Annotated in this window: 17 protein-coding genes; 5 read left to right on the top strand and 12 right to left on the bottom strand. The window is 70.9% G+C overall.

All coding sequences use genetic code 11. The features are described 5' to 3' along the window. Positions 1 to 2 precede the first annotated feature (2 nt). Both ABH935_RS14735 and ABH935_RS14730 read right to left on the bottom strand, forming a co-directional pair. Positions 3 to 1,589: a serine/threonine-protein kinase gene (locus tag ABH935_RS14735; RefSeq protein WP_370378431.1), complete on the bottom strand. Its 1,587-nt coding sequence runs from the start codon at positions 1,587 to 1,589 to the stop codon at positions 3 to 5. Between the two features lie 133 nt (positions 1,590 to 1,722). Further along, positions 1,723 to 3,471 (bottom strand): proline--tRNA ligase, encoded by a 1,749-nt coding sequence (locus ABH935_RS14730; RefSeq protein ID WP_370378430.1) that lies wholly within the window; start codon positions 3,469 to 3,471, stop codon positions 1,723 to 1,725. Positions 3,472 to 3,656: 185 nt separating this feature from the next. Between ABH935_RS14730 and ABH935_RS14725 the strand changes: the two genes are divergently transcribed. The 3 genes from ABH935_RS14725 to ABH935_RS14715 are packed head-to-tail and all read left to right on the top strand — an operon-like array spanning position 3,657 to position 7,403. Beyond that, the gene (locus ABH935_RS14725; protein ID WP_370378429.1) at positions 3,657 to 4,649 is read left to right on the top strand and encodes a hypothetical protein; all 993 of its coding nucleotides are present in this window, start codon (positions 3,657 to 3,659) and stop codon (positions 4,647 to 4,649) included. Between the two features lie 55 nt (positions 4,650 to 4,704). Further along, positions 4,705 to 6,906 carry a DNA-3-methyladenine glycosylase 2 family protein gene (locus ABH935_RS14720; RefSeq protein ID WP_370378428.1) on the top strand — a complete coding sequence of 734 codons (2,202 nt, stop codon included), beginning with the start codon at positions 4,705 to 4,707 and terminating at the stop codon, positions 6,904 to 6,906. Beyond that, a complete protein-coding gene (locus tag ABH935_RS14715) occupies positions 6,903 to 7,403 on the top strand; it encodes a methylated-DNA--[protein]-cysteine S-methyltransferase (RefSeq protein WP_370378427.1) in 501 nt (166 codons plus the stop codon). Before ABH935_RS14720 ends, ABH935_RS14715 begins: the two co-directional genes overlap by 4 nt. Before the next feature lie 27 nt (positions 7,404 to 7,430). Here ABH935_RS14715 and ABH935_RS14710 read toward each other — a convergent pair whose 3' ends face one another. From ABH935_RS14710 to ispG, 3 genes are all read right to left on the bottom strand, one after another. Continuing rightward, complete coding sequence (locus ABH935_RS14710) at positions 7,431 to 8,747, bottom strand: DUF5919 domain-containing protein (protein ID WP_370378426.1); 1,317 nt, start codon at positions 8,745 to 8,747, stop codon at positions 7,431 to 7,433. A gap of 77 nt (positions 8,748 to 8,824) precedes the next feature. Next, entirely contained in the window at positions 8,825 to 9,685 is an 861-nt protein-coding gene (locus ABH935_RS14705; RefSeq protein WP_370378425.1) for a GNAT family N-acetyltransferase, read from the bottom strand. A 173-nt stretch (positions 9,686 to 9,858) separates the two neighbouring features. After that, positions 9,859 to 11,007, bottom strand: coding sequence for a flavodoxin-dependent (E)-4-hydroxy-3-methylbut-2-enyl-diphosphate synthase (gene ispG, locus ABH935_RS14700; protein WP_370378424.1), 1,149 nt, complete (start codon positions 11,005 to 11,007; stop codon positions 9,859 to 9,861). On the opposite strand from ispG, the gene ABH935_RS14695 reads away from it, so the two are divergent. After that, a complete protein-coding gene (locus tag ABH935_RS14695; RefSeq protein WP_370378423.1) occupies positions 11,006 to 11,203 on the top strand; it encodes a hypothetical protein in 198 nt (65 codons plus the stop codon). The two genes, ispG and ABH935_RS14695, sit on opposite strands and share 2 nt — an antisense overlap. Before the next feature lie 34 nt (positions 11,204 to 11,237). Here the strand turns inward: ABH935_RS14695 and ABH935_RS14690 are convergent, their stop codons facing one another. From ABH935_RS14690 to ABH935_RS14675, 4 genes are all read right to left on the bottom strand, one after another. Continuing rightward, positions 11,238 to 12,467: an RIP metalloprotease gene (locus ABH935_RS14690; RefSeq protein WP_370378422.1), complete on the bottom strand. Its 1,230-nt coding sequence runs from the start codon at positions 12,465 to 12,467 to the stop codon at positions 11,238 to 11,240. A 62-nt stretch (positions 12,468 to 12,529) separates the two neighbouring features. Then, entirely contained in the window at positions 12,530 to 13,747 is a 1,218-nt protein-coding gene (dxr, locus tag ABH935_RS14685; RefSeq protein ID WP_370378421.1) for a 1-deoxy-D-xylulose-5-phosphate reductoisomerase, read from the bottom strand. Between the two features lie 166 nt (positions 13,748 to 13,913). Further along, positions 13,914 to 14,546 carry a DUF6758 family protein gene (locus ABH935_RS14680; protein ID WP_370378420.1) on the bottom strand — a complete coding sequence of 211 codons (633 nt, stop codon included), beginning with the start codon at positions 14,544 to 14,546 and terminating at the stop codon, positions 13,914 to 13,916. A gap of 156 nt (positions 14,547 to 14,702) precedes the next feature. After that, positions 14,703 to 15,206 carry a MaoC family dehydratase gene (locus tag ABH935_RS14675; protein WP_370378419.1) on the bottom strand — a complete coding sequence of 168 codons (504 nt, stop codon included), beginning with the start codon at positions 15,204 to 15,206 and terminating at the stop codon, positions 14,703 to 14,705. 177 nt (positions 15,207 to 15,383) lie between these two features. On the opposite strand from ABH935_RS14675, the gene ABH935_RS14670 reads away from it, so the two are divergent. Then, positions 15,384 to 16,394 (top strand): DUF4328 domain-containing protein, encoded by a 1,011-nt coding sequence (locus ABH935_RS14670; RefSeq protein ID WP_370378418.1) that lies wholly within the window; start codon positions 15,384 to 15,386, stop codon positions 16,392 to 16,394. A gap of 22 nt (positions 16,395 to 16,416) precedes the next feature. Here the strand turns inward: ABH935_RS14670 and ABH935_RS14665 are convergent, their stop codons facing one another. From ABH935_RS14665 to ABH935_RS14655, 3 genes are all read right to left on the bottom strand, one after another. Then, positions 16,417 to 17,238, bottom strand: coding sequence for a hypothetical protein (locus ABH935_RS14665; protein WP_370378417.1), 822 nt, complete (start codon positions 17,236 to 17,238; stop codon positions 16,417 to 16,419). A gap of 116 nt (positions 17,239 to 17,354) precedes the next feature. Beyond that, the gene (locus tag ABH935_RS14660) at positions 17,355 to 18,221 is read right to left on the bottom strand and encodes an alpha/beta fold hydrolase (RefSeq protein ID WP_370378416.1); all 867 of its coding nucleotides are present in this window, start codon (positions 18,219 to 18,221) and stop codon (positions 17,355 to 17,357) included. Between the two features lie 109 nt (positions 18,222 to 18,330). Then, positions 18,331 to 21,012, bottom strand: coding sequence for a tetratricopeptide repeat protein (locus tag ABH935_RS14655; protein ID WP_370378415.1), 2,682 nt, complete (start codon positions 21,010 to 21,012; stop codon positions 18,331 to 18,333). Positions 21,013 to 21,235: the final 223 nt, after the last annotated feature.

Raw genomic sequence — 21,235 nt, 5'->3', positions numbered from 1 at the left:
TTTCAGTCGGCGTTGTTGCCCAGCGCGTCGGAGAAGTTCTGGAGCTCCCCGGACAGGACCGAGGCCACGGTGTCGGTGATCATCCCCTGGGTCTGGTCGTCGTTGACCTTCGAGACCACCTGGTCGGCCTTGTTCTGCGCGTCGCGCAGATAGTGGCCCTTCATGTTGTGCTGCTGCGCCGCCTGCACCGCGTTCTCCAGATCGGTGATCGAGTTCTGCAGATTGCGGCCGGCGTTGGGGTCCATCGTGGCCGCGCCCTGCGCGATGTAGCCGTCGATCTGGCCCCGGACGCCCTCCAGATAGCCGACCGGATCCTTGCCCGGGTCGGCGGACGGCGGCAGCGTGGACGCCGGTCCGCTGGAGGACGAGGAGGTACTCGGCGTCCCCGACGGCGCTGTCGCGGAGCCGCTCGGGGCGGTGGTGACGGTGATGCCCGGCGGAGGGGCGGAGGTGGTCTGCTTCTCCGCCTGCGAGCCCTTCATGAAGACCGCGGTGCCGGCCGCCGCGATGAAGGCGATGACCAGCGCGCCGAGAACCATCCAGATCCAGTTGTAACGGCGCGGCGGGGGTGGGCCGGGGAACGTCGGCTGAGCCGGGTAGGAACCGCCGTCGTCATCGTCCGGAACGCTCTGCGCGGGAACGCGCGGGCCCATGTACGCGGGCTGTTCCTGGGCGGCCAGGTATGAGGGGCGCGGACCGGCCTCGTACGGCTGCATCACCATGGTCCGGTTCGCCGGCGGCCGCGCCGCGCCGGGGATCTCGGCCGGAGCGCCGCGCAGCTCCAGGACCGCGGCCACGGTTGCGGCCGCCGGTCTTTCCAGGGGGTCCTTGGCCAGGCACTGCCGGTAGATCCCGGCTATCTGCGGCGGCAGGCCGGCGATCGGCAGCGGCGGCGGCTGCCGGTGCAGGTGGCCCTTGACCACGTCGTCGACCGTCGCGCCCTCGAACGGCGCACGGCCGGTGACGCACCAGTAGAGGATGCAGCCGAGCGCGTACACGTCGGACGCCGGCAGCGCCCCGCGCCCGGTCAGCTGCTCCGGCGCCATGCACGCCGGCGTGCCGACCACCAGGCCGGTGCGCGCGTCGGTGTCGGAGGAGGCCTGCGCGATACCGAAGTCCAGGAGCTTGACCCCGTCGGACATCAGCATGACGTTGCCGGGCTTCAGGTCGCGGTGGATGATGCCGACCTGGTGCACCGCCTCCAGCGCGCCGGCCAGCTGCGCGCACGCCAGCCGGGCGTCGTTCTCCAGCAGCGGGCCCTGCTCCAGCCGGTCCTCCAGGTTCAACCCGGCCAGCAGCTCGGTGACCAGCACCGGCTGGAAGTCGCCGTCCCCGTCCTGCCACTCGATGTAGTCGAAGACCGTGGTCACGCGGGGATGCGACAGCCGCGCCAGCGCCAGCGCCTCCCGCCGCAGCTGCTCGCGGCCGGCGGGATGCGCGGCGGCGCCGCCGTGCAGCAGCTTCACGGCCACCAGCCGGTCCAGGCTGGAGTCCTGCGCCTCCCAGACGACCGCACTGCTGCCGGACCCGAGAGGCCTGGTCAGACGGTAGCGCTCGGCTATGACGGTGCCGGGGGTCGGTACATCCATGGGGTGATTATTGCGCGTCGCCCTTACTGGACGACGCCCTGCCACCTGTGATCGAGACGACCCGCGAGCTCGGACGCCGCACGCCGCCGCCGGGAGTCCCCCGGCGGCGGCGTGCCGTGGTCGTGGCGACGGTTCAGCCGCGCGCCAGCGCGTACACGTGCTCGACCAGGTCCGGCACCGCGACCTCGGTCTTCTCGCCGCTCTTCCGGTCCCGGACCTCCACGACGCCGTCGGCGAGGTTCTTGCCGACCACGACGATGGTCGGGATGCCGATCAGCTCGGCGTCCTTGAATTTCACACCGGGCGAGACGCTGCCCACGCGGTCGTCGTACAGGACCCGCACGCCGCGCGCGCCGAGCTCCTCGGCGTAGCGGTTGGCGGTCTCGTAGATCGCCGGGTCCTTGCCCGCGGCCACGATGTGCACGTCGGCCGGGGCCACCTCGCGCGGCCAGACCAGGCCGAGCTCGTCGTACATCTGCTCGGCCAGGACCGCGACGGCGCGGGAGACGCCGACGCCGTAGCTGCCCATGGTGACGCGGACCGGCTTGCCGTCCTTGCCCAGGACGTCGAGCTTGGCGGCGTCGGCGTACTTGCGGCCGAGCTGGAAGATGTGGCCGATCTCGATGCCGCGGTCGATGGACAGCTCGTGGCCGCAGCGCGGGCACAGGTCGCCGGCGCGCACCTCGGCGGCCTCGACGGTGCCCTCGATGTCGAAGTCCCGGCCGGCCACCGCGTAGGCGACGTGCTTGCCGGCCTCGTTGGCGCCGGTCACCCAGGCGGTGCCGACGGCCACGCGCGGGTCGACCAGGTACTCGTACCCGGCCTCCTTCAGCCCGACCGGGCCGATGTAGCCGCGGACCAGCTTGGGGTGCTTGGGGAAGTCCTCGGCCTCGAACATCTCGACCTCGCCGGGGGCCACCGCGGCCTCCAGGCGCTTGAGGTCCACCTCGCGGTCGCCGGGCAGGCCGACGATCAGGACCTTGGGCTCCTTCACTCCGGGGTAGCGAACCTTGACCACGACGTTCTTCAGGGTGTCCTTGGCCTCGATGGCGATGCCAAGTCCGTTCACGACCGTGACCAGCGAATCGATGGTCGGGGTGTCGGGGGTGTCGAGGACCTGGAGCGCGGGGTGCGCGGCAGCGTCCTGGGGCACGGCCGCGGCGGTCTCGACGGCCTCGACGTTCGCCGCGTAGCCGCAGTTGTGGCACGCCACGTAGGTGTCCTCGCCGGTGGGCGCCGTGGCCAGGAACTCCTCGGAGGCCGAGCCGCCCATCGCACCGGACACCGCCGACACGATCTTGTACTTGATGCCCAGCCGCTCGAAGATGCGGATGTAGGTGTCGCGGTGCTCCGCGTAGGAGTGCTTCAGGCCCTCGTCGTCCAGGTCGAAGGAGTACGAGTCCTTCATCAGGAACTCCCGGCCGCGCAGGATGCCGGCGCGGGGCCGCGCCTCGTCCCGGTACTTGGTCTGGATCTGGTAGAGCGTGACCGGCAGGTCCTTGTAGGACGACACCTCGCCCTTGACCATGTCGGTGAACATCTCCTCGTGCGTGGGGCCGAGGAGGTAGTCGTTGCCGCGGCGGTCCTGGAGGCGGAAGAGGTTGTCGCCGTACTCGGTCCAGCGGCCGGTCGTCTCGTAGTACTCGCGGGGCAGCAGCGCGGGGAACTGGACCTCCTGGCCGCCCATCCGGTCCATCTCCTCGCGCACGACGCGGGTGACGTTCTCCAGGACCTGCTTGCCCAGCGGCAGCCAGGAGTAGATGCCGGGGGCGACGCGGCGGACGTATCCACCACGGACCAAGAGCTTGTGGCTCGGGACCTCGGCGTCCGCCGGGTCCTCGCGCAGGGTTCGCAGGAACAGCGACGACATACGCCAGATCACGGGGTGCTCCTAGTGTTCGATCAGGTAAGGTTTTGCGCCTCGGCGGGAAACCCGCCTTAGCGCACTGCTGTCCTGCGAGGATATCCGGCTCCGGCGTGATCGCTTGCCGTTTGACCGTTCGCACACGCCTTCAACAGCGTGTAAAGACCCTCCCGTATTAACGGCGGGCAGGTTACCGTGCCGACATGGCAGCAAAGACCCGGAACGACGTCCTCCGGGTGAATATGGACCCGGCGCTCGGCGATCTGGCGCTGGCCGAGGCGCGGGACGCGCTGGCGTCCGGGGACTGGGGGCCGGCGCGGGAGGTTCTGGCCGAGACCCGGAAAGGCTTCGAGGGTCCGCGGTGGGACCGGCGCAGCCACCGGGTGCGGGTGCTCGCCGAAGCGGTGGCGAACTCCTCGTGGGTGGAGCGCTGGCAGGTGCTGGAGCCGGTGAATCCGGACGCCGCGCTGTTGCGGGCCCAGGTGGAGACCGTCCGTGCGCTGCGCGCGTCGCTGAGCGGCGGCACCGGCTACCGCGAGACCGCGGACGAGGCCCTGGACCTGTGCACGCACGCCGCCGAGATGGCCCCGGAGGACCCGACGCCGTGGGTGGTCATGCTGACGCTCGCGCGCGCCGCCGACCGCGGGCGCCGCAGCGGACACGACGAGTTCTGGAACCGCTGGCAGAAGATGCGGGCCCTGGACGCGTTCAACCGCGACGGCCAGCATGAAGCGCTGATGTACCTGTTCGGCGCCTGGTGCGGATCGCATCAGGAGATGTACGACTTTGCTTATTGGCTCGCTGGAGAAGCCCCTCCCGGTTCCCCTCTAGCCGCGCTGCCTCTGGTGGCACACGCAGAGGTCTACAGAACGGCGAACGTGGGTGTCCCCCGACCGCGCCAGTCCTCACCGCAGGCGCACTGGTCGCGGGACCTGGTCACCGCGGATATAGACCGCGTCATGCACAGCTGGCTGGGTTCCGCTATAGAGCCGCACGCGCAGGCCGATCTGGACCGGAACTACCTGTTGCACGCGATGGTGTACTCCGGGCTGGTCGACACCGACGAGACGCGAGCGTTGTTCGACGCAATCGGCTCGCACGCCATGCGCGTTCCGTGGTCCTACACCGGGGACCCTGAGTCCTCGTTCCTCTACTGGCGGGACCGGGCCTTCCACGCGGACTCACCGCGCCGCTGACGGTCTGGTCCGAATCCCGCTAGTACCGCGCACCGCGCTGCGCGACACTCGATGTATGCCCGAGCCAGCTCTCCAGAACGACTTCGATACTTACTACCGGGCGGTGGCCAGCCGCGACCCGCGGTTCGACGGCCGTTTCTTCACCGGCGTGACGACCACCGGCATCTACTGCCGACCGATCTGCCCGGCCCGCACGCCGAAGCCGGAGAACGTGCGCTTCTTCCGGGTCGCCGCGGCCGCCGAGGCCGCCGGTTTCCGCACCTGCCGGCGCTGCCGCCCGGACAAGGTGCCGGGCTCGCCGGACTGGAACGTCCGGGCCGACCTGGCCGGCCGGGCGCTGCGGCTGATCGCCGACGGCGGGGCCGACCAGCAGGACGGCGTCGCGGCCCTGGCCCGCACGCTGGCGGTGAGCGAGCGGCACCTGCACCGGGTGCTGGTCGCCGAGCTCGGAGTGGGGCCGCTGACGCTGGCCCGCTCCCGGCGCGCGCAGACCGCACGGCTGCTGCTGGAGTCCACGGCGCTGCCGGTCTCGGACGTCGCCTTCGCCGCCGGCTACGGCTCGATCCGCCAGTTCAACGACTCGGTCCGGGAGGCCTTCGGCGCCACCCCGAGCGAGATCCGCGTCCGCTTCGGCACCGGCGCCACCGCCGCCGAACTGGCAGGCAGCGCCGTGGACGGGGACGGAGCGCTGACCCTCCGCCTGACCTACCGGACCCCCTTCGACTTCCCTGCGCTCCTCGGCTGGTTCGGCGACCGGGCGATCCCCGGCGTGGACGAAGTGGCCGGCCACGGCCGCGACCTGGTCTACCGTCGCGCGCTCCGGCTGCCGCACGGCACCGGCCAGGTGGAACTGCGCGACGACAAGGGCCTAGTGCACGCCCGCCTGGTCGTCGACGACCTGCGCGACGTCGCAGTGGCCGTCCGCCGCTGCCGCGACCTCCTGGACCTGGACGCCGACCCGGCCCAGGTGGACGCGGTCCTGGCCGGCGACCCGGCGCTGGCCCCGCTGGTCGCCGCCCGGCCCGGACTCCGCGTGCCCGGCGCGGTCGACGGCTTCGAGATCGCGGTACGCGCAGTGCTCGGCCAGCAGATCAGCGTGGCGGCGGCCCGCACCATGACCGCGCGCCTAGTGCAGCGCTTCGCCGCAGTCGAGCTGGCGGCCGAAGCCGCGCTGGTGCCGGAGGCGGCAACAGGGGATGCGCGCCCGGGATCAGTGGCGGCGCTGCCGGTTTCCGGCGGTGCGGCGGTGGCAGGAGCGGGCTCGGAATCGCGGCTGGCGGCGGGCTTTGGCTCGGCGACAGGCGAGGTCTCCGGCTCGGCAGCAGGCTCGGAGTCAGGCTCGTGGCCGACAGCGGGGGCGGGCTCGGCAGCAGGGGCAGGCTCGGCCACGGGCGCGTGGCCGGCGGCAGGCTTGAAGTCGAACTCGTGGTCGGCAGCGAGCGCGAACTCGGCAGCAGGCGCAGGCTCGGCCACGGGCGTGTGGCCAGCAGCAGGCTCGGCTGCGGGCTCGTGGTCGGCGGCGGGCTCGGAGTCAGGCTCGGCAGCAGGCTCAGGTGCAGGCTCGACCGCGGGCTTGTGGCCGGCAGCAGGCTCGGAGTCAGGCTCGTGGCCGACAGCGAGCGCGAACTCGGCAGCAGGCGCAGGCTCGGCCACGGGCGCGTGGCCAGCAGCAGGCTCGGCTGCGGGCTCGTGGTCGGCGGCGGGCTCGGAGTTGGGCTCGGCAGCAGGCTCAGGTGCAGGCTCGACCGCGGGCGCGTGGCCGGCAGCAGGGTCGGAGTTGGGCTCGTGGCCGGCAGCGAGCGCAGACTCGGTCGCTCCAGCAAATCACTTTGTCGACAAGAAAGCAGACCTGAGCCCCTTCCCGCGCCCCGAGACCCTGGCCGAGGGCGACTACGAGGGCCTGGGCCTGACCCGCCGCACCGCCGCGACCCTGCGTGCCCTCGCCGCCGCGGTCGCGAGCGGCGAGCTCGTCCTGGACCGCGGGGTGGATCGGGCCGAGGCGCGGGGCAAGCTGCTCGCCGTGCCGGGCATCGGTCCGTGGACCGCCGACTACATCGCGTTGCGGGTCTTCGGCGATCCCGATGCCTTCCCGGTCGGCGACCTGATCGTCCGTCGGCAGGCCGAACGCTTGGGTCTGCCCGGCACCGAGAAAGCGCTCCTCGCACACGCCGAGGCGTGGCGTCCCTGGCGCGCCTATGCCGCTTTGCACCTGTGGGCCAGCGCTAGCGACCCCGACACCGAAGGAACCGAACAGTGAGCACCCTGACCTACACCACCGTCCCGACGCCCGCCGGCCCGTTCACCGTGCTCGCCGACGCCGACGACACCGTCCACGCCGCCGGCTTCACCGCTGACCCGGCGTTCCTGGCCGGCATGCTGCACGCCTCGGTGCCCGAGCCGGGCGCGCACGACCGCGTGGCCGAGCGGGTGGCGGCGTACTTCGCCGGCGATCTGGCCGCGCTCGACGACGTGCCCGTCGTCTACCGCGCGACCGGGCCGTTCCGCACCGCGGCGTGGGACGCGATGCGTGCGGTCAAGGCCGGCGACACCATCAGCTACACGCAGCTCGCGGCCACGGCGGGGAACCCCAACGCGGTCCGGGCCGCGGGGTCGGCCTGCGCGTCCAACGCGATCGCGCTGTTCGTGCCCTGCCATCGCATCGTGCGCAGCGACGGCTCCAGCAAGAACTTCCTGTACGGCCTGGAGTGCAAGGCCACGCTGCTGGCGCACGAGAAGCAGTACGCGGGGGTCTGAGGACACCTGACGCCGTCCGGGGCGGGGCTACAGCCCCCCGGACTCCGCCCCGGCCGGCCGGTCGCTCCGCGACGCCGTCTGGCCGGGCAGGAAGCCGGGCGGCATCGCCCCGACCGGCGCCACCTCGAACAGCACCTGGAACTCGACGCCGTACTTCTCCTCGATCCGGATGCCGATCCCCCCGCACTCGGCCCATGGGATCAATCGCATAGCGCGGAACTCCGCAGGCTCGTGCTTATAGGCCGCCATCTGCAACGGCTCTCCACCGCCGACGCGCGGCGCCACAGTCCACGCGACCGGGTTCTCCCGAGGAGAGGCGAGGCCCAGAAAGAGCGCACCGCCGTACTCGACCCATGCGACGTGCTCTTTACGCCGCCCCACCGTGAGCGTCCCGTAGAGGTACTCGACCATCTCGACCGTGTTCGCGTCCTCCCGGATCTCCCGGAAGTGGTCGTTCACGATCTTCCCCAGCTTCTCCTTCAGCGCCACATCCACATGCGCACCCTGCTCGGACGCGGTCCGCAGAGAGTAGAAGGCGATGGACGCCCTGTCGTCCACCCTGTAGTAGGCACAGGCAGGGGTCGCGTTGTAGAGCTTCACCAACAGCTTGCTCCGCGCGCCGTCCGGCAGGTTGTTCCGGATCCGGTTCAGCAACGCCAGGTTCCGGCTGACCCCGGAGGCGATGTCGATCCCCTCCCCCCGCAGGTCCGTGCTCCGCTGGCGCGCCGCGTCAGAAGTCGGATCCAGCAGCAGGATCTCGACCCGGACCTCGTTGTCCCCGGCCAGCACGTTGCGCAGCGCGGCGACACAGCGGCTCCGCTCCTCCGCCTCGTCGCCCTCCGCGGTGGTGACGTCCAGGATGTTGCTGGACGTGTCCATGATCCGCACGAGGTCGTCGCAGCGCTCCAGCCGCTCTATGAACTTCAGGTAGGGAAAACGCTCGTAGCCGGCCATCGGCACGTAGTCCGCGATGTTCCCGAACTTCTCGTTCGCGAAGGCGCGGATCGCCAGGAACACCGGCGACAAGAAGAAAGCCACAAGCAGCGCCCCGGCCACGTCGCCGGTGACCCCGCGGAAGAATTCCTTCCACTGCCCCTTGTCCGGATGCACCCAGGCCATCGTGATCGTGATCGCCACCGTCGCCAGCACCACCGAGAACGACCACGCCACCAGCGCGCTCATGCGCCGGTTCCGCATCCGCCTCAGCAAGCCCGGCAGCCGCCCTTCCCGGGCGTCGGCGGGATCCCGCTCCCGGTCGCGCTCCTCGTCCCGTTCCTGGGTACGCAGCTGCGGTGCGAAGCCGTTCTCCGGAGTAGGGAACTCTCGCGAGATCTCTTTGGGCATGACCACCCCCTTCGGTATAGGGAACGCCCATCAGAGCATTCCCAAACCGGTAGCGGGTGGAACAACTCAGAACAATGTCAGAACAGGATCGACGCGAAAGCGCCGACCTCCTCGAACCCGACCTTGCGATACACGGCGCGAGCAGGAGCGTTGTAGTCGTTCACGTACAAGCTCACCACTGACGCGAAATCGCGCAGCGCGTACTCCACGACCGCCGCCATCCCGGCCGCGGCGATGCCCTTGCCGCGCAGCGCCGGATGCGTCCACACCCCCTGGATCTGGCACGCCTGGTCGGTCACCGCGCCGATCTCCGCCTTGAACACCACGTGCCCGTCCTCGATCCAGGCGAAGGCCCGGCCGGCGTGCACGAGTTCGGAGACGCGCGCGCGGTAGGAACTGCCGTTGTCGTCCCCCACCGGCGATACGCCGACTTCCTCGGTGAACATCGCTATACACGCCGGGAGCAGCGTGTCTATCTGGTTCGGCGTCACCGGCTTCACCCGGAAGTCCGGCTCCACGGTCTCGGAGGAGCCGCGGATCTCCATCAGCGGCTGGCTGGAGCGCACCTCGCGGGCCGGGCCCCAGGTCGGGCGGACCTGCTCCCACAGCGCCAGCGCGGCCTCGGCGGGCCCGACGATCGAGGAGCAGCGGCGGCCCTGGCGGCGGGCCCGCTCGGCGAAGGCCCGCACGGCCTCCGGACCGGCCTCGACCGGGACCAGATTGGCGCCGGAGTAGCACAGCGCGTCGAGCTTGCCGTTCACCAGGTGGCCCCAGACCTCGCCGCCCAGACGCCAGGCGTCCAGGCCGGAGGCCTCGACCCGGGAGGCCACGAAGACGTTCGCGACCGGGTCGCGCGCCAGCAGCGCGCGGACCTCGGCCAGATCGGCCACGCCCAACAGCCTGGTGTTGGTCCCGCGGACCCTCGACAAAACGCTCATCGCACGATCACCAGTTCACTGTACGGCGTTTGCCCGTAGCCTGCCCTGCTCTGTAGCGGAAACGGCTGCGCACCGACCGGCCATGCGGCTGTTCGGTGCGCGGCCGCCACCGCGGAAGCGTTCTACGGAGCCGAGAAAACAGCCCCGTATAGGACGGTACTGGAAGCGGAGCTTTAAAGCGCGGCGTTCACAGACTCCACGATCTCACCGGTCTCGGCGTCGATCTCCAGGCCCATCTCGGAGGCGAGCTTGAAGGCCTCCTCGATCAGCGTCTCCACGATCTGCGCCTCGGGCACGGTCTTGATGACCTCGCCGCGCACGAAGATCTGGCCCTTGCCGTTGCCGGAGGCCACGCCGAGGTCGGCCTCGCGCGCCTCGCCCGGGCCGTTCACGACGCAGCCCATGACCGCCACCCGCAGCGGCACCTTCAGGCCGTCGAGCGCCGCGCTGACCTGGTCGGCGAGCTTGTACACGTCCACCTGGGCCCGACCGCACGAAGGGCAGGAGACGATCTCCAGGCCGCGCTGGCGCAGGCCCAGGGACTCCAGGATCTGCTGGCCGACCTTGACCTCCTCCACCGGCGGCGCGGACAGCGAGACCCGGATGGTGTCCCCGATGCCCTCGGCCAGCAGCGCGCCGAAGGCGACCGCGGACTTGATGGTGCCCTGGAACGCCGGGCCGGCCTCGGTGACCCCCAGGTGCAGCGGGTAGTCGCAGGCCTGGGCCAGCAGCCGGTAGGCGTTGATCATCACGACCGGGTCGTTGTGCTTGACCGAGATCTTGATGTCGCGGAAGTCGTGCTCCTCGAACAGCGAGCACTCCCACAGCGCGGATTCCACGAGCGCCTCGGCGGTGGCCTTGCCGTACTTCTCATACAGCCGCTTGTCCAGCGAGCCGGCGTTCACGCCGATCCGGATCGGGGTGCCCGCGGCCTTGGCCGCCTTGGCGATCTCCCCGACCTTGTCGTCGAAAGCCTTGATGTTGCCGGGGTTCACGCGGACCGCGGCGCAGCCGGCGTCGATCGCGGCGAAGACGTACTTCGGCTGGAAGTGGATGTCGGCGATCACCGGGATCTGCGACTTCTTCGCGATCATCGGCAGCGCGTCGGCGTCGTCCTGCGAGGGCACCGCGACCCGCACGATCTGGCAGCCGGCGGCGGTGAGCTGCGCGATCTGCTGGAGCGTGGCGTTCACGTCGGCGGTGAGGGTCGTGGTCATCGACTGCACGGACACCGGGGCGTCGCCGCCCACCGGGACGTTCCCCACCATGATCTGGCGGGACTTGCGGCGGATGGCAAGCGGCTTGGTCGGGAGTGCGGGCATGCCCAACGCGATGGCGGTCAAGGTCTCACCGTTCCGTGAATGGTTTTCTGCTCGCCGTCCACGCTACGGCACGTTCGCGAGGCGTTCGCACGCGCCGCGAGATTTTCACTCGGCCTTCACCGGCGCCACGGTGGCGCAGGTCACAGCTACCGCTCGGACCGGCCCGAGTCAATCCGCGATCAGCGTCAACACCTGATCGGAGTGAACGCCCGATCAGAGTGAACGCCCGATCAGCTCGGGTACTTCAGCGGGTTGGTGATGTCGGCGGCCATCAGCAGCAGCGACAGCCCGACGAACAGGACCAGGAAGGTGAACGCGGCCGGCATCAGCTTGTTCAGGTCCACGCGGCCCGGGTCCGGCCGGCCGAAGGCCTTGGCGACCTTGCGGCGGCCCGCCTCGTACAGCGCGATGGCGATGTGCCCGCCGTCCAGGGGCAGCAGCGGCAGCAGGTTGAAGATGCCGATGAACATGTTGATGCTGGCGATGTAGTACAGGAAGCCGGCGTAGCCGCTGTTCTGGATCACGCCGCTGGTCAGGCTCGCCATGCCGACCACGCCCACCGGGGCGTTGGCGTCGCGCGGCTTGTCGCTGGTGGTGGCCTGGAACAGCTTGGGGATCGAGGCCGGGATGTCGACCAGGCCGGTCACCGAGCCCTTGGCGTAGGTGCCGAAGCCGGTGAAGCCGTTGCCGACCTCGTTCAGGAACCCGGGGTGCTGATAGACCGGCGGCGGAGCCTGGATGCCGATCATCAGGCCCAGCAGCACCTTCTTGGGATCGGCCGAGACGTTGCCCACCTGGGGGGTGATCGTGGTGGTCTGCTGCTGGCCGGCGCGCACGTAGGTCACGCTGACCGGCACCGGAGCGCTGGTCGGCTTGTTGTCGCCGCCGAGCTTCGGCTGGCCGTTGTGCAGCTGGTCGGTGACGTCCTGCCAGCTGTGCGTGGCGACCCCGTTGACCGCGACGATCTTGTCGCCGTTCTCCAGCCCGGCGGCCTTGGCCGGGCTCTCGGCGTCAGCGGTGCCGCAGGCGCCGGCCGTGGTCTTCAGGCACTGGGTGACCGTGCCGACCGTCCCGGACAGGTCCTGAGACCGGATCCCCCAGGTCAGCGGCACCAGCACGAGCAGGAACAGGGCGATGAGGAAGTGGGTGAGCGAGCCGGCCGACAGCGTCAGCAGCCGCCAGCCCAGCGGCTTGCGGTAGAAGGCCCGCGGCTCGTCCTCGGGGTCGATCGGCTCCAGGTCCGTCATCCCGACGATCTTCACGTAGCCGCCGGCCGGGATCGCCTTGACGCCGTACTCGGTCTCGCCCTTGTGGAAGGACCAGATCTTCGGCCCGAACCCCAGGAAGAACTCGGTGACCTTGCCGCCGGCCTTGCGCGCGCACACCATGTGCCCGGCCTCGTGCAGCATGATCGAGGCCACGAGCGCGGCGACGAACAGGATGATGCCTAGCGGGCCCACTTATCCACCTATCGTCGTCGGCACTGGCGCCTGGGCTGTACCCGTCACCTAATCAAAGTCTTTCAGCCGGCTGTGAGTTCCCGCGCACGCGTACGCGCCCAGGAATCCGCCTCCAGGACGGCCTCCAGAGTAAGGTCCCCACCCTGAGAGCGCCCTGAACCGGCGTGCTCGGCGACCACCCGTTCGATGGTATCGACGATCGCCGGGAAGCGGAGGCGGCCGGTGAGGAACGCGGCCACACACTCCTCGTTGGCACCGTTGAAGACGGCCGGAGCGGTCCCGCCGGTTGCGCCGACCTGCTTGGCCAGCCGGACCGAGGGGAACGCCTCGTCGTCGAGAGGGAAGAACTCCCAGGTGGCGGCCTTGGTCCAGTCCAGCGCCGGGGCGGCGCCGGGGACCCGGTCCGGCCAGCCCAGGGCCAGGGCGATCGGCAGGCGCATGTCCGGCGGGCTGGCCTGGGCCAGCGTGGAGCCGTCCACGAACTGGACCATCGAGTGCACGATGGACTGCGGATGCACCACCACCTCGATGCGGTCGAAGGGCACGTCGAACAACAGGTGCGCCTCGATCACCTCCAGGCCCTTGTTCACCAGGGTCGCGGAGTTGCAGGTGACCAGCGGCCCCATGTTCCAGGTCGGGTGCTTCATGGCCTGTTCGGGGGAGGCGTCCGCCATCTCGGCCCGGGTCCGGCCGCGGAACGGACCGCCGGAGGCGGTGACGACCAGCTTGTCCACCTCCTGGGCGCGCCCGCCGCGCAGCGCCTGCGCCAGGGCGGAGTGCTCGGAGTCGACCGGGACGATCTGGCCGGGCTTGGCCCGCCGGGCGACCAGGTCGCCGCCGATGATCAGGGACTCCTTGTTGGCCAGCGCGAGGGTCCGGCCGGAGTCCAGGGCGACCAGCGTGGCCTTGAGACCGGCCGCGCCGTCGATGGCGTTCAGGACGATGTCGCACTCGCGCGCGGCGAGCTCGGCCGAGGCCTCGGGACCGGCCAGGATCTCCGGGATCTGGAACTCGCCGGCCGAGTAGCCGCGCTTCTGGGCCGCCGCGTAGAAGGCGAGGTTCAGGTCCTGCGCGGCACTGGCCTTGGCGACGGCGACCGTGCGCGCGCCGGTGGTCAGGGCCTGCTCCGCCAGGAGTTCCGGGTTCCCGCCGCCGGCCGCCAGGCCGACGATGCGGAAGCGCTCGGGGTTGCGGGAGACCAGGTCCAGCGTCTGGGTGCCGATGGAGCCGGTGGAGCCTAGGAGGATGATGTCGCGCACGGTGTGGGTCACGTCGGTCATTGTGGCTTACCGCCGCGGGGCGCAGGGCCCCCGCGGGCCGACGGCCACACGAGGTTCACACCGATGTGCTCTTTTCCGGGAGGAGCGCGGGAGGGTCGGTGTGCTCTGCGACATGGGCCCCGCGATGGTATGCCGGCCGGCGCCGCGTGTCCCGCTGCTATGGCAGCTACATCTCCATCAGGCGCAGCGACAGGCCGCCGACCGGGATCCAGTCGATCTCGGCGCCGGCGTCCCGGAGATCGGTGAGCACGAGGTCGTCGTACATCAGGTGGGCCGCGTCGTGCGGCCACAGGACCGCCCACAGCCACAATCCGCCGGCCTCGCCGAGGAACACCGCGCGGTCGCCGGTGTCCGGGACGTTCCACATGGAGGTGGAGCGGCCCGCGGCGTAGAGCTTGGCGTGGGCGGCGGTCTGCTCGAAGATCTCGCCCGGGTCCGGGCCCTCCAGCCCGGCGAAGCGCGCGCCGAGGCCGACGCCCATCTCCTCGGCGATCAGCAGCAGTTCCCCGACTCCGCCGAACGGGTTCGGGCCGGCACAGGCGACGGCGGTCGCGCGGGCCCCGGCCTCGTCCCCGGCGTAGGCCATGCCGGTGAACTCCCAGCCGGTGGGCAGCGGCCAGGGCATCCACACCGGGACCTGGCTGTTGGCGGCCGTCTCGGCCAGTTCCTTCGCGGTGGGGGGCTGTACCGGCTGCAGGGGCTGAATCGCGCCGTGCAGGTCGCACTGCCAGGTCGTGGACAGCAGGCCCGGGGCGCGCACCCGGCTCCCACAGCGTGGGCAGCTGGGCTCGGCCTTCATAGAGACTGACAGTCCTCTCAGGGCGGGCGGTCCGTCAAGCCCTGTCACCCGGATGGCGGGGGCGGTCGGGCCAGGGGCGGGGCGCGGTTCCGATTACGCGCCCCTCACTGTGTTCTCCCGCGCCCTGCCGCGCTCCAACCCCGCGCGGGCCGCCGGCTACGCCGCGGGGGTCGGGCGGCCGGGCTGCTCGCCGCCCCTGGCCTCGCCGTACGAGCGCTTGGGGACCATCACCTTGCGGCGGAAGACGCAGACCACGGTGCCGTCCTGCTTGTAGCCCTTGGTCTCGACGTAGACGATGCCGCGGTCGGTCTTGGACTTGGACTCCGTCTTGTCCAGGACCTCGGTCTCGCCGTAGATGGTGTCGCCGTGGAAGGTCGGGGCGATGTGCCGCAGCGACTCCACTTCCAGGTTCGCGATCGCCTTGCCGGACACGTCGGCCACGGACATGCCCAGGAGCAGCGAGTAGATGTAGTTGCCGACGACGACGTTCCGCTTGAAGTCGGTGGTCTCCTCGGCGTAGTTGGCGTCAAGGTGGAGCGGGTGGTGGTTCATGGTGATCAGGCAGAACAGGTGGTCGTCGTACTCGGTGACCGTCTTGCCCGGCCAGTGCTTGTACACCGCGCCGACCTCGAACTCCTCGAAATACCGGCCGAACTGCATGGAGGGGGGTCCCTTCTCACCTGGTCGCCTGGTCGCCGCCGGTCGCCCGGTCGGCGCTGCCGCTGTCCTGCGTTCTGCGGTCATCTTCGCGCAGCGGGCTACTCGCCAGTAGTACGCCGGGCGGTGAGGTCCGCCACGTTCTTGACGCGGTGCCTCCGCCCTGATGTGATGCCCCGCGTGACCGGGAGCCCGATATCCGACTACGGATACCCCACGCCCTACGGCATGAAGACGCCCCGCATCAGGACCTCGGTCGCCGGCCTCGGCGTCGCGACGATCGTCCTGCTGGCCCTGGACGCGGCGATGGCCGCGCTCGCCGCCGGGTTCCTGGTCTGGCGGCACTCGCTGCTCTCCGACTTCCTCAACGACCCGGCATCTGTGGACCCGACCAGCCTGGACGACTCCGACGCGGCCGCCCGCGACACCATGGGCTGGTTCACGCTCTTCACGCTGGCCACGATCGTGCTCTTCATCTGCTGGTTCTGGGCCGCCCGCACCAACGCCGAGGCCTACACCCCCAACCGCGGCACCCTGCACCCCGGCTGGTCGATCGGCGGCTGGTTCATCCCGGTGGCGGGCCTGATCCTGCCCTGCATCGTCGCCCGCGACACCTACCGCGGCACCATGCTCGGCCGCCAGGGCCGACCCGCCGGCGGCGGCCAGATCACCGGCTGGTGGTGGGCCGCATACGTGGCCTTCTGGATCAGCGGCCTGGCGGCGAGCGGCGAGAACGGCCAACTGCAGAACGACGCACCGGTGAACCGCGTGAGCGACACGCAGTCGGCGGTCACGGCCGGCATCGTGGCACTGACGGTCGGCGTAGCGGCGGCACTGCTGGCGATCGCCTACGTGGCGACGATCACGAAGGAACAGAAGGCACGCAACCGGGCGGGGGCTTGGTACGGCGGGCCGGGGATGCCGGCGCAGGCGCCTTACGGGCTGGCCTACGGCTACGGGATCCCGGGCTACCCGATGCCGGGCCAGGCGCCGGGCCCGGGCGGCTACCCGATGCCGGGGTACCCGATGCCGAGCCAGCCGCCGGCTCCCCCGACGCAAGAGTCCTGGGCTGTGCCGGGACCGATGCCGCCGACGCAGGACCGGATTCCGATCGCCGAGACACAGACTGCTGATGTGCAGGACATCGAGCCGCCGAAAGAACCCGGCGACTGGCTCACGCCGCCGAGCTAGCTAGCTGTACTGACCCCAGCCCCTAGTCCTCGACCCCGACCTCGGCGTCGGCGTCGCTCCCGGCGGCCTCCTCCGCGACCGAGCCGTAAGCCTCCATCTCGCCGGCGGGCATCACCTCGGAGATGTGCGGCGTCAGCTTCTTCAGGAGCAGCGCCAACTGCTCCTCGCTCAGTACGTCGCCGACCACTGTGGCGTGCGCCAGGTCGCCGATGAGGGAGGCGGCGCGGGACAGACCGGCGTCGCGGTCCCAGGCTCGGTAGGTCGCCGCGCGGGCGTAGCCGCGGGCCACGCGGGCGGCGCCGACGCGGTCGTGGCGCAGGAGTTCCAGGTCGGCGGCGTCGAGGACTTCGCGGCGGTCCACTTCGAAGATCACGTCCGGGCGCTCCAGGCCGGTCCCTATCTGGTCCACCTGCTGGCGCTCCAGGTTCGAGACCGCGGTGATCAGGCCGTTGACGTGGCGGCCGTGCGGGCCGTAGGCCCACCAGCCCGGGACCTCGGCGACCACCAGGAACTCGCGGGTGACGATGGCCTTGGCACCGACCGCGCTGGAGGGCGTGTAGTGCTCCGGGGCCGAGACCGCCTGGAGCTGGAACAGGCGGAAGCCGCCGTCGATGCCGAGGGAGAGTGTCATGTCGTCGGCGATGCCCAGGCCCGCCTGCGCGGGGTCGGGGTAGACCAGCAGCCCCACCGGGACGTCGGACTTCGGCGACGCTTCGTCGTCGTCGACGGACAGCGGGTCGTGGTCCTGCCACGTCGAGGGGATGAACGTGGTCACGCCCCGCTCGAGCGCGTCGTAGAGGTCGACCTTGTGGTGGTCCGGCCCCACGAACCGTGTCCCGTCCATCCTCGCTATGACGTAGTAAGTCGCCACTGTTTACTTCCCGCCCTATACGTTCGCGCTCTTCAACCGCCTCAAGGCACCATCCTGCCGCAACCCGACCCCGCAGCGGGACCGACCACTCAAAAACCCAGGGAGCGCACGGCGGTGGCGACCGCGTCCGGCCGGTCGGCGGCGATCAGGTGTTTGGCATCGGGTAACTCTACGACTTCGGCACCGGGAAACAACCCCGCGAAGTCGCGCTGACGTTCGACCCACTTGCGCGCGTGTCCGTCCTCTGACGCGCCCGCCGCCCCCACCAGCACCTGTACCAGAACCTCGGGGAACGGACGTTCGCAACGCAGCTCAAGTAACTCCACCGCGGCCGGACGGTACGACCACAGCTCGTTCACCACCGCCGCCGCGACCCGGCTGGAGCGGTAGACGGCGCGCCCCAACTCCCGGTCCGGATCCCGGTGCGTCGTGCTCGCGGCCTGGTAGACCAGCCGCCGCACCGCCGGCCCCAGCACCTGGTTCAGGCCGAGCATCCTGGTCCCCCGCACGAAAGCCTGCCCGAACGCCCGGCCCGGCCCGCCCGGCGCCGGCGTGATGTCCGGCTCGGCGCTGCCGTCGACGAAGACGATCCCGGCGATCCGCTCGGGATGCAGCCGCGCGAAGGCCTCGGCGTGGAACGCGCCGTAGGAGTGCGCGACCACGACGACCTTCTCCCGCGGCCCGACACCGACCGCGTCCAGCACCCGGCCCAACCGCTCCGCCTCACCGACCAGCGACTGCGGCAGCAGCCGGCCGTCCGCCCCGACCTCCGGCTGCGACCAGCCCAGACCGGGACGGTCGAAGCGCACCAGCCGATGATCCCCGGCGAGCATCGGCACCACCGGGTCCCACTCGAACCAGGCACCGGCCAACCCCTGCACGAACAGCACGACAGGACCCTGCGCACCGTCGCGGACGACGTGCAGCAGCGTGCCGTGATCGTCGACGAACCTCACCGCGCCTCCATCCGGCCATGATCCCACGCAAACCGGCGGAAACCCTCGACAACGCCGAAGCGCCCGGCTCTCCCGGCAGAGAATCCGGGCGCCACGAAAACGCTTCCGGTCACGGCTCCGAGCCGACGCCGACCTCGGCAAGCGTCGCGGCGACGGTCTCCCGCAGCGACGGAAGCTCCGCCTCCGCCAGGATCCGCAGGGCCTCGTGCAGACGGGTCCGGGCACTGTCGTGGTCCGGCGGGTTCGCGGCCAAGGCGACGCGGGCCAGGCCGTACGCGGCGCGCCCCCTGACGACCGCCTCCGAGTCCTCCTCCGAGCCGAGCACCCGCCGGTAGAGCTCGGCCGCGCCGGCCAGGTCGCCGAGGGCGAGCAGCGTGTCGCCCCGCTGTTGCGGGAGCAACTGGATCCACCGGTGGTACTCCCGTCCGTCCAGCAGAGCGGCGGCCTGGTCGAGGAACTCCAGCGAACCGGCCGGATCGCCGGCCCGCAGCGCGTTCACGCCGAGCTCGAACAGCGCCTCGACCTGCTCGCCCCAGTCCCCGGCCTCGCTGGCGATCTCGTACGCCCGGCGGTGGTTCCGGGCCCCTTCGGCGTACTCGCCCCGCTCGGTGGCCAGCATGCCCAGGACGTTGACAGCCGGGGCGAGCCGTCTGACCGCGTCGCTCTGCTCGGCGAGCGCCACGCCCTCGGCGACGGCGGCCGCCGCGCGGTCGTGCTCGCCCAGCAGGCCCAGGTTCAGGCCGATGACCACCAGGACGAACGTCTGATGGTCATCGTTCCCGGTTTCCCGGTACAGCGCCAGGGCCTCGCCCAGCCAGTCCAGGGCCTGGCGGTGGCGGCCCATCGCGCAGGCTCCGATGCCCATGTTGTGCAGGCAGTTCGCTTCGCCGAACCGGTTGCCGGTCTCCCGCATGAGGGCGAGGGCCTCGTGGAAGATCTCCATGCCCTGCCGGTACTGGCTCGTGTCGGACAGCACGCACGCCAGGTTCCCGAGGGTGAACGCGGTCTTCACCGGGTCCCCCACGATCTTGCGGAGCCGCAGTGCCTCGCGGGTGTGCAGCAGCGCCTGGTCGAGGTGGCCCGTCACGACTCCGAAGTTCCCGCTGGCGTGCTGCAGCTCGGCCTGCGCGGCGGCGTCGCCGTCGGCCTCGGCGGCGGCGAGGCCGACGGCGAGGCTCTCCTCCCAGTCCGAGTTGAGTCCGGACACGTAGTAGTAGCTCCACAGCGCCTGCGTGAACCGCCAGGCGTGCCCGGGCCACCCCTCCGCGGCCGCGTACCGCGTCGCCGCCAGCAGGTTCGCGCGCTCGGCGGACAGCCACGCGCGGGCTTCCTCCGCGTCGGCCGGCTCGGCGACCGGGAGGGAGGGCGGACGCGGCAGATCGCCGTTCCGGTACCGATTCCGGTTGACCAGGTCCGCGGCCGCGTAGACAGAGTGCAGATACCAGTCCAGCGACCGGGTCGAGGCGGCGTTCCGCTCGGCATCCGAATCAACGGTCCGAGACGTGTCGGCTGCGAAGCACCGCACCAGATCGTGCAGCTCGTAGCGGCCCGGAACCTGCTGTTGCGCCAGGTGCTCGTCCTGCAGCAGCTCCAGCAGCCGGTCGGCCTCGTCGAGGCTGATACCGGCCAGCGCCGCGACCGAGTCCACGGTGACGTCCAGCCCCGGGTCGGTGCCCAGCAGCCGGAACACGCGGCGCGCGGCTTCCGGCAGGCCCTGGTAGGACAGGTCGAGGACGGCCGTCACACCGGGCTCCGCGCCTGCTCCTTTGGCCAGACGGTCGGCCAGCTGCTCCAGGCTCCAGGCCGGACGTGAGCGGAGCCGGGCCGCGGCCAGCGCCACCGCCAGCGGAAGACCGCCGGTCAGGTCGACGATCCGCTGCGCGGCCCGCGGATCGGCTCCGACGCGGTCGGCCCCGGCGATCCGTCCGAACAACTCCAGCGATTCCCGGGGCTGGAACACGTCGAGCATCAGCACCCCGGCCTCGGGCAGCTCGGTCAGGCTCCGCCGGCTCGTGATCAGCACCAGGCAGGTCGGACCGCTCGGAATCAGATCCCGTACCTGCTCGGCCTGAGCGGCGTTGTCCAGCACCACCACGGCGGCCCGGCCGTGCAGGCGGTCCCGGAACATGGCCGCCCGTTCCTCCAAGGTCTGCGGGACGTGCTGGGCCACGACGCCCAGCTGCCGCAGAAATGTCTCCAGCACCGCGGCCGGATCGGCGGGCGGACGGTCCGGGTCGTAGCCGCGCAGGTTCGCATAGAGCTGAAAGTCGGTGTAGTGGCCGGCCCGGGCCAGCTCGTGCGCGGCGTGCAAGGCCAACTGGGTCTTCCCGACGCCCGCCATGCCCTCGATCACCCACACCCGGACCGCGGGCGTTCCGGCCGCCGGTGCCGTGGCGGCCTCGACCAGCCGGGCGAGCTCCCCGTCCCGCCCGGTGAACGTGGCCAGGTCCGGGGGCAGCTGCCGGAACGCGCCGGCCGCGCCGCCGGCCTTCGCCGAGGCGTGCACGCGGACGTACGCCGCCCGCCATCGATCGACGCCGGGCTCGTCCACGCCCAGCGCCCGGACGACGGCGAGGACCAGGTCCATGTCCAGGCGGCGGCGGTCCGGCTGGAAGAGGCCGGTGACGGTGCTGTGCGCGACGACCTGAGGGGGCCGCAGCAACGGCCCGACCCGCTTGGCCAGAATCCGGAACGACGGCGCCCCAGCCCAAAGCCGCAAACGGCCGAGTTCGTGGACGAACTCCGCAAGATCGACGATCTGGTCCGGGTCGGGCAGCGTCTCATCACTCATCGGTCCTGATTCCCCACACCTAGGTTCACACCGTTACTCATCGAGCGAGTTTACGAAACAGCCGGACTATCCGTTTACATGACAACCGGCCGTCGACACCCCGGCGGTGCAGGTGTTCAGCATGTACCGAACTGGACGGGGTTCTGGCCTGTACAACGCACGGCTGGCGAGACTTCAGAACGCGAACATCCCTTCGCACCAAAACACTGAAGGAGCTTGCCAC

The sequence above is a fragment of the Catenulispora sp. GAS73 genome, assembly GCF_041262085.1.
In the GTDB taxonomy this organism is placed as follows: Bacteria; Actinomycetota; Actinomycetes; order Streptomycetales; family Catenulisporaceae; genus Catenulispora.
Note: the sequence above shows the minus strand (reverse complement) of the source record. Positions and strands in the feature narration are given on the sequence as shown.

What these genes read in the sequence shown, in the direction of transcription:
- ABH935_RS14725 (WP_370378429.1), top strand. Translation starts at nt 3,657, where the DNA reads ATGGCAGCAAAGACCCGGAACGACGTCCTCCGGGTGAATATGGACCCG.
- ABH935_RS14675 (WP_370378419.1), bottom strand. Translation starts at nt 15,206, where the DNA reads ATGCAGTTCGGCCGGTATTTCGAGGAGTTCGAGGTCGGCGCGGTGTAC.
- ispG (WP_370378424.1), bottom strand. Translation starts at nt 11,007, where the DNA reads ATGCCCGCACTCCCGACCAAGCCGCTTGCCATCCGCCGCAAGTCCCGC.
- ABH935_RS14680 (WP_370378420.1), bottom strand. Translation starts at nt 14,546, where the DNA reads ATGAAGGCCGAGCCCAGCTGCCCACGCTGTGGGAGCCGGGTGCGCGCC.
- ABH935_RS14720 (WP_370378428.1), top strand. Translation starts at nt 4,705, where the DNA reads ATGCCCGAGCCAGCTCTCCAGAACGACTTCGATACTTACTACCGGGCG.
- ABH935_RS14705 (WP_370378425.1), bottom strand. Translation starts at nt 9,685, where the DNA reads ATGAGCGTTTTGTCGAGGGTCCGCGGGACCAACACCAGGCTGTTGGGC.
- ABH935_RS14665 (WP_370378417.1), bottom strand. Translation starts at nt 17,238, where the DNA reads ATGGACGGGACACGGTTCGTGGGGCCGGACCACCACAAGGTCGACCTC.
- ABH935_RS14695 (WP_370378423.1), top strand. Translation starts at nt 11,006, where the DNA reads ATGCCCAACGCGATGGCGGTCAAGGTCTCACCGTTCCGTGAATGGTTT.
- ABH935_RS14655 (WP_370378415.1), bottom strand. Translation starts at nt 21,012, where the DNA reads ATGAGTGATGAGACGCTGCCCGACCCGGACCAGATCGTCGATCTTGCG.
- dxr (WP_370378421.1), bottom strand. Translation starts at nt 13,747, where the DNA reads ATGACCGACGTGACCCACACCGTGCGCGACATCATCCTCCTAGGCTCC.
- ABH935_RS14710 (WP_370378426.1), bottom strand. Translation starts at nt 8,747, where the DNA reads ATGCCCAAAGAGATCTCGCGAGAGTTCCCTACTCCGGAGAACGGCTTC.
- ABH935_RS14735 (WP_370378431.1), bottom strand. Translation starts at nt 1,589, where the DNA reads ATGGATGTACCGACCCCCGGCACCGTCATAGCCGAGCGCTACCGTCTG.